Below are 6,279 nucleotides of genomic sequence, written 5' to 3'. Positions count from 1 at the left end.
GAGTCCCCCCCCTCGCACCAACGAGGGCGATATAATAGCAAACGAGATTTCTGTGCGAAGGTGGCGGAATTGGTAGACGCGCTAGCTTCAGGTGTTAGTGTCCTTAGGATGTGGGGGTTCGAGTCCCCCCCCTCGCACCAGCATTCTCGTTCTCTCCCTGAACTATCCCTCTGATTATTCCATCAATCTTAAATTCATCGTTATCAAAACCATACCGCCAATCAAAGCAATGCATGATGGCAGCAGGACGAAATGCCGCAGTTGACGATGCCAAATCATTACGCAGCTTAACAGCAAGCCCACGACAATCACCCCGCGCCAAACGTCCGCCGAAAGTCCCATCGTGCTCAGTATCGCCACCGCGACACCCGGAATCAAAACGCCCCAGCCACTGCCTAATGTTCTTTGCAACATATCACAACCCACATATGATAATGATACTCAATATCATATGTTGTTTTTTGTTATTTGTCAGCTTATAGGCTAAGGTTTCATAATCATTAATGACATGAATATTGTATGGTGATACGTTGTACCCAAAATAATATGTCGGATAATAAAATATTCGCGTTTTGACTCATCTTTTGTTCTGATTTTTTATGTACTTACTTATTTATTTAAGGCTGACTACAACTTCAAAAAATGACAGTACAATCATGGCGCACACTGCGCGCACAAAAATATCAGCTCACGTTCCGGCTGTTTTTGTTTCTAAACCTCGTGTCATCGGCGCTATCCGTCTTTAGCCCCGTATATGACGCCAGTATTTTCCCTCTGCCCGCAACGATGATTGCGGTAGGCAGCGGCATGCTGCTGCTATGGAACTGGCGATATGCCCGTATCCGTTTGAATGTCCCGTTAATTTCGGCAATTTTTGGCTGTTTATGGGCCTGGCATATTTTAAGTAAAACTCAGGTACTTTATTCAGCAAATGACAATTTCCAACTCGTCGCTCTATTCAGCGTGCTATTTGTTGGGACTATTGCATTTTCAAATAATATTGTCGCCTTTGCCCTACATTCACTGCCGACGTTTATTGTCTGCCTGTTCACCAGTAACACTGAACAATGGTGGCGGATGGCCTACTGCTTCGCACTGCCGTTAATCGGCATTGCTATCCAATATGTTATCCAACGACGTAACGATACTTTCGCTCAGGGATTAATGTATAAGCTGCTGGAAGAACGGGAGACGCTAAATGGCCTGAGTATGCTCGACCCGCTTACCGGCCTCTATAACCGCCGTGGATTCCAGTTTCGTCTGGAGTCGCTGCTGGCGCCGGGTGCAGGACAGCACTCGGTACTGCTTTTAGATATCGACCACTTTAAAGCCTACAACGACCATTATGGCCATATGATGGGAGACCAGGCGCTGATGCGTGTGTCTGCGGCCATTCGCAATTCCGTACGTTCACGCGACATTGTGACTCGCTTTGGCGGCGAGGAGTTTATGGTGCTATTGCCAAATTGCGATATCCCTACCGCGACGCAGGCAGCAGAGCGTATCCGCCAGCATGTTTATGATCTTAAGATTCCACACATGTTCAATGCCAGCGTCGCCACTTACGTGACCGTCAGCATCGGTGTCGCACCGTTGAAGGATAAAGACATCAACACCGCGATAGCCATGGCTGATAAAGCGCTGTATGAAGCAAAAAATATGGGACGAAATAATATCCTGACCAGCGATCAGGTTCCTGCCGTCTAAGCTCACAAAATACAGGCGCAGGCGACAAACCGCTTGCGCTTGTTTTTATCTATAGCTACGATTACTAATCATTATCATTTAGGTTTGTATCTCGCTATTCCTATGGCTTATCGTTCCGCACCCATAGCTGATGACCTTATCTGGCGCACGCCGCTCCCCGAAAGGGAAAATGCGTTTGCTGCATCGGTGCGCGCAAAGATTACCGAGCAGCGACCGCATATGCTGGAGCTTTTCCGCCTGAATGAAACGGCTCCCGATCGCGCCAAAACGCTGGCAGAATGGGCTAAACCGACAGAACTAAGCTCCCTATTAGCCGTCTACTCCGACCATATTTACCGTAACCAGCCCATGCAGCCGCGAGAAAATAAGCCGCTGATTTCGCTGTGGGCACAGTGGTATATCGGCCTGTTGGTCCCCCCGTTGATGCTGGCACTGCTGACTGAAGAATCGGCTATCGCCCTCTCACCCGACCATTTCCGCGTTGAGTTTCACGAGACAGGCCGCGCGGCATGTTTCTGGGTTGATGTGCACCACGATCTCCGCGCCAGTCAGAAGCCAACCGTCGACCGGATGGATAACCTCGTGACGCAAACGCTGATGCCAATTGTTGAAGCACTGGAAGCAACGGGTGAGATTAACGGCAAACTTATCTGGAGTAACACCGGTTATTTAATTAACTGGTATCTCGGGGAGATGATCGCGCTGCTGGGAGAGGATCAGGTTAACCTGCTGCGACAACGCTGCTTCTTTGCCAAAACGCTGGCGAATGGCCAGGATAACCCGCTGTGGCGTACCGTGGTAATGCGTGATGGCCGCTTAGTTCGCCGGACCTGTTGCCAACGCTATCGCCTACCAGACGTCCAACAATGCGGCGACTGCACGCTTAAATAAACAACGGGGCTTTCGCCCCGTCGATTCCCTACTGATTTATGCAACCTGCTGGCTCTCTTCTGCCGCTGCACGCTGCGCCTCTTCGTCTTCCTGCTCAAGCAACTGTTTTTCGTATACTTTGAAGAACGGATAGTAAATAACCGCAGAGACACAGACTAACAATACCACCAGAATCGCCGCACGGAAGTCCCAACCCAGTGCCCACGCGCCGCCAATCGGTGCCGGCGCGGTCCATGGTACTACCGAGATAACACGACCAATCAGATCCAGTTTCATTGCAGCCCAGGCCAGAATGGCGTTCACCATTGGTGCCAGCAGGAATGGGATGAAGAACACAGGGTTCATGACAATTGGCGTACCGAAAATCACCGGTTCGTTGATGTTAAACAGGCTAGGCACCACGCTCAGACGGCCGATAGAACGCAGGTGCGCCGAGCGGCTACGCAGGTAGCAGAACACCAGGCCCATCGTCGCACCGGAACCGCCCACAACGATGAAGAAGGTCCAGAAGGCTTCCATAAAGATATGTGGCAGTGGCGCGCCCTGTGCCAGCGCAGTCTGGTTCAGACCAAGGTTGGTCAGCCAGAACATCTGCAGCATGCCAGAGACAATCGCCGCACCGTGGATACCCGCAAACCACAGCAGGTGGCCAATCAGCACCGCCAGCAGAATCGCCGGTAAGGAGTCAGCGGCGGAAACCAGTGGTTTAAATAATGACATAATCGCCTGTGGGATCAGCATGTCGAACTGGCTCTGAATGAACAGGCTCAGCGGATACAGCGTCAGCACAACAACTAATACCGGAATGAGCAGATCAAATGAGTTTTTGATCATCGGCGGTACCTGGTCCGGCAGTCGGATACCAATATTGCGGATTTTCAGAAAGCGCATCATTTCAACGCAGTACACCGCCACCAGAATCGCGGTAAAAATACCGGTTCCTCCGAGGCTATCCACCGGCAAATGACCGCTGGTTTTTGGTGCCGCAACCAGCAAAAATGCCATGATCGACAACATCGAACACATGAACGGATCAAGCTGGTTGGTTTTTTCGTAGTGCTTACCGAGGTTGTACGATATGGCCGCGCAGATATAGATAGACATAATGCCCATCGTCATATCAAACGGCGTCAAGATACGCCCTTCAAACTCTTTCGCTAAATCTAACCACGCACGAGCAAAGCCCCAGGTGGTGTCCGGTGAGAACGGTGGATAAGCAAACACCAGCAGGAACGAACCGACGATCATAAAAGGCATCGCGGAAATAAAACCGTCACGGATGGCCATGACGTGGCGCTGAGATGAAATTCGTCCTGCAACGGGACTTACATAATTTTCTACAAAGCGAAATATTAAATTAAATGCAGCGTGATTAGCAGACATAGCAGCCCTCCTGACAGGCTTGAGACGTAAGCACAGCAACAACGATTTTGCCGACGCATAACTGGGCATACGATGAACTACCATGACGCACGGGTGTGTGGCCCGTATTGATGTTCATTTGAGTACAGTTCATACACGGCTCTTATTATAGATACAAAGGAAGTTACCACCGCAGTATCAATCGCCGCGCAAATAACCGCAACCGGTTACAGTAACCGGTTGCAGCGATTGTGAAGGAGATCCAGAAATCAAACAATTTTTGCACCACTTCGTCGTAATATTTACAACCCAAGCCGCTTTATGACAGAGTGACTCGCCGAAATTTCAGGAGAGCACGATGAGCCTACAGTCCGTACGAGAATTCTTTGCCGAAAACGCCCCCGACATTACTATTATCGAGCTTGAACAAAGTACTGCGACCGTTGCACTGGCTGCTGCCGCACACCAGGTTGAGCCTGGACAAATTGCAAAAACACTCTCATTAAAAATTAAAGATCGGGCGATTCTGGTGGTCGCCAGTGGCGATGCGCGGCTGGACAATAAAAAGCTGAAAGAGACATTTGGGGCGAAAGCGCGAATGCTCAGCAGCGACGAAGTTGTTGTGCTCACCGGGCATCCCGTTGGCGGCGTCTGTCCGTTCGGACTGGAAAATCCACTAACTGTTTATTGCGATATTTCTCTACAGCAGTATGAAGAGGTCCTGCCTGCAGCAGGCGCCACCCACAGCGCTGTGCTAATTTCACCACAAAGAATGGCGAGCCTCACAGCAGCGACATGGGTTGACGTTTGCCAGTGATCGTTATTTGTTATGCTGAATAGAGCGACTGTGTAAAAGCCGTATTACGATCGGGTAGAGATACCAGTAAATCCGCAGCGCTCAGAAGGCCGACATCAGAATTTACGCCAAGCTTAGTCATCGCATTGAATTTATGGGCACGGATTGTTTTGATATTTCTGCCCAGCCGCTGAGAAATTTCCATCAACGAATAGCCATAGGTCATATAGCGCAAGATCATGTTCTCAGTTGGGCTCAGAAAATGACATGCTCTTTGCTTAGACGAAACATCTGCACATTGATGCCCTAAAGCCGCTTCTCTCAGCAGATCCAGCATGTTTTGTTGTAGATCTTCCAGCATGCTGGATTTACTCAATACCCCATGAATATAGGTTGGAGAAAGGTGTTTAATGAGCGCCATTTCGGTCTCATCGTTAGCCAGAATGATTCGCACCATTTCTGGATAATCACGCGCAATTTTTCCCATGGAAAAAAGGCATTCAATGCGGAATTCTCGCGTTCCGGACAGGCAAAATATCACTGCATTAAACAAATTTTGTCGTGACGCCAGCTTAAACTCGGTGATACTGCGAAAGTACTGAAAAGAACGATGCTCATCCTGAGCATGCATGAATAAATGACGCAATCCTACCGCGCTCATAATACAGTTCTCGATTACAGCAATGCACTGCTTCCCGCCGTGCTCTTCCATTCGACTTGCTCTCCATAGGCTGAGTAGAGATTGAGTTCTTTCATCCCCTGGCTACTGTTGAGCCAGGCATACATTTCCGCGTTGCTGCGAAGGGCAAGTCGACGCATTGCGCTATTTTTCTGCGCGCTAATGGTTTTATTACTCTTTTTCAATAAGGCTGCAATCTGGTTAATCCCCCATCCTTTCGCTAATAAACGGAGGACTTTACGTTCAGAGAGCGTCAACATGATTAACTGGCCAACATCGCTTTCCAAATCATCATTATCTTGTATTGAAAGCAGCGTCTGACTAATTTTTTCCGCACTCACACCGCCTTGCTGAACAGCTTGAATAACGCGCTCAATAGGGTCTGATTCAGAAAGTAAGGTACTCTCCGGGCGCATGAGAAACTCAACGGCCAGCGCATAGTATTGCCGACCAATCATGAAGACCCAGTGAATATCGCGATACTGTGACAATAGCGCGTAGTACTGTTCGCAAAGCGCGCGGGAGTGTCTGATATCGCCTGAAAAATCAATAATAACAACATCAGCACGTCGGAGTTGAAGCAGCGTCAGCTCTTCCAGACACTGGCAAAAATTGAGCTCGTAATCGGGGAAATGGGCTCCCATGATAGTACTAAGCCCGGACTGCATTACCGGTATTTTACTGATTATCACCGCGAATTTGCAGAATTCTGGCACCATATAACCTCCGTATCCATTCGAAGATTCATTTCCTGAATATAAACAGATTAAATACCGAAGAAGTATTAATTAGGAAATGAATCAATCCTTTTCTATTCCCTTAAATCCAATATAATAACGTTACT

Annotated in this window: 7 protein-coding genes and 1 tRNA gene; 4 read left to right on the top strand and 4 right to left on the bottom strand. The window is 48.8% G+C overall.

What is annotated here, in order from left to right; genetic code table 11:
• The first annotated feature begins 54 nt into the window (after positions 1-54).
• Positions 55-140 (top strand) — tRNA-Leu (locus tag LZ634_RS19345).
• A 34-nt stretch (positions 141-174) separates the two neighbouring features.
• Here the strand turns inward: LZ634_RS19345 and LZ634_RS19340 are convergent.
• The gene (locus LZ634_RS19340; RefSeq protein ID WP_234508115.1) at positions 175-414 is read right to left on the bottom strand and encodes a DUF1435 domain-containing protein; all 240 of its coding nucleotides are present in this window, start codon (positions 412-414) and stop codon (positions 175-177) included.
• A 228-nt stretch (positions 415-642) separates the two neighbouring features.
• On the opposite strand from LZ634_RS19340, the gene LZ634_RS19335 reads away from it, so the two are divergent.
• Both LZ634_RS19335 and fhuF read left to right on the top strand, forming a co-directional pair.
• Complete coding sequence (locus LZ634_RS19335; RefSeq protein ID WP_234508112.1) at positions 643-1,707, top strand: GGDEF domain-containing protein; 1,065 nt, start codon at positions 643-645, stop codon at positions 1,705-1,707.
• A 102-nt stretch (positions 1,708-1,809) separates the two neighbouring features.
• Positions 1,810-2,598, top strand: coding sequence for a siderophore-iron reductase FhuF (fhuF, locus tag LZ634_RS19330; protein WP_234508111.1), 789 nt, complete (start codon positions 1,810-1,812; stop codon positions 2,596-2,598).
• Between the two features lie 36 nt (positions 2,599-2,634).
• On the opposite strand, the gene LZ634_RS19325 is transcribed toward fhuF, so the two are convergent.
• On the bottom strand, positions 2,635-3,981 hold the full coding sequence (locus LZ634_RS19325) for a PTS sugar transporter subunit IIC (RefSeq protein ID WP_234508109.1): 1,347 nt from the start codon (positions 3,979-3,981) through the stop codon (positions 2,635-2,637).
• Between the two features lie 337 nt (positions 3,982-4,318).
• On the opposite strand from LZ634_RS19325, the gene LZ634_RS19320 reads away from it, so the two are divergent.
• The gene (locus tag LZ634_RS19320; protein WP_234508107.1) at positions 4,319-4,777 is read left to right on the top strand and encodes a YbaK/EbsC family protein; all 459 of its coding nucleotides are present in this window, start codon (positions 4,319-4,321) and stop codon (positions 4,775-4,777) included.
• A 10-nt stretch (positions 4,778-4,787) separates the two neighbouring features.
• Here the strand turns inward: LZ634_RS19320 and bglJ are convergent, their stop codons facing one another.
• The gene (gene bglJ, locus LZ634_RS19315) at positions 4,788-5,468 is read right to left on the bottom strand and encodes a DNA-binding transcriptional activator BglJ (protein WP_234508106.1); all 681 of its coding nucleotides are present in this window, start codon (positions 5,466-5,468) and stop codon (positions 4,788-4,790) included.
• The gene (locus tag LZ634_RS19310) at positions 5,432-6,154 is read right to left on the bottom strand and encodes a helix-turn-helix transcriptional regulator (RefSeq protein ID WP_234508104.1); all 723 of its coding nucleotides are present in this window, start codon (positions 6,152-6,154) and stop codon (positions 5,432-5,434) included. Before LZ634_RS19310 ends, bglJ begins: the two co-directional genes overlap by 37 nt.
• Positions 6,155-6,279: the final 125 nt, after the last annotated feature.

The organism is Kluyvera intermedia, from assembly GCF_021440345.1.
GTDB classification, from domain to species: domain Bacteria; phylum Pseudomonadota; class Gammaproteobacteria; order Enterobacterales; family Enterobacteriaceae; genus Kluyvera; species Kluyvera intermedia_A.
The sequence above is the reverse complement of the archived record's forward strand: the minus strand, read 5'-3'. Positions and strand labels throughout refer to the sequence as shown.

Coding starts and splice junctions, on each gene's coding strand:
- LZ634_RS19340 (WP_234508115.1), bottom strand. CDS start 414: ATGTTGCAAAGAACATTAGGCAGTGGCTGGGGCGTTTTGATTCCGGGT.
- LZ634_RS19335 (WP_234508112.1), top strand. CDS start 643: ATGACAGTACAATCATGGCGCACACTGCGCGCACAAAAATATCAGCTC.
- fhuF (WP_234508111.1), top strand. CDS start 1,810: ATGGCTTATCGTTCCGCACCCATAGCTGATGACCTTATCTGGCGCACG.
- LZ634_RS19325 (WP_234508109.1), bottom strand. CDS start 3,981: ATGTCTGCTAATCACGCTGCATTTAATTTAATATTTCGCTTTGTAGAA.
- LZ634_RS19320 (WP_234508107.1), top strand. CDS start 4,319: ATGAGCCTACAGTCCGTACGAGAATTCTTTGCCGAAAACGCCCCCGAC.
- bglJ (WP_234508106.1), bottom strand. CDS start 5,468: ATGGAAGAGCACGGCGGGAAGCAGTGCATTGCTGTAATCGAGAACTGT.
- LZ634_RS19310 (WP_234508104.1), bottom strand. CDS start 6,154: ATGGTGCCAGAATTCTGCAAATTCGCGGTGATAATCAGTAAAATACCG.